The 279-nt window shown below is 51.6% G+C and carries 1 pseudogene; it reads right to left on the bottom strand.

The annotated features are described in order from the left end of the window. Positions 1 to 258: pseudogene (locus B0E34_RS22870) on the bottom strand (hypothetical protein); the annotation flags it as partial. Between the last annotated feature and the right edge of the window lie 21 nt (positions 259 to 279).

Raw genomic sequence — 279 nt, 5'->3', positions numbered from 1 at the left:
AGCGGCAAAGCCTGCTGTCATACCTGGAATTTCTTCTACAGCGTAGCGAATTAAATAGCTCCAGCAGGCCGTTTGTGCGCCAACGTAGCAGAATTGCGCTAATACTGCCCAGCGCCAGTGGCGAATACGCGCCAGGCGAGAAAGCGATGCGGAGAACGATCCTTGTTTGGCGTCACTGTGATTATCACTCTGCAATGCCGGGAATTTCGTCAGCATGATCAGCAGGGCGACCAGTAACACGATAGCCACGATGATCATATAAGGTGTCTGTACCGATAA

The organism is Chryseobacterium mucoviscidosis (assembly GCF_002177115.1).
Lineage (GTDB): Bacteria > Bacteroidota > Bacteroidia > Flavobacteriales > Weeksellaceae > Chryseobacterium > Chryseobacterium mucoviscidosis.
The sequence above is the reverse complement of the archived record's forward strand: the minus strand, read 5'-3'. Positions and strand labels throughout refer to the sequence as shown.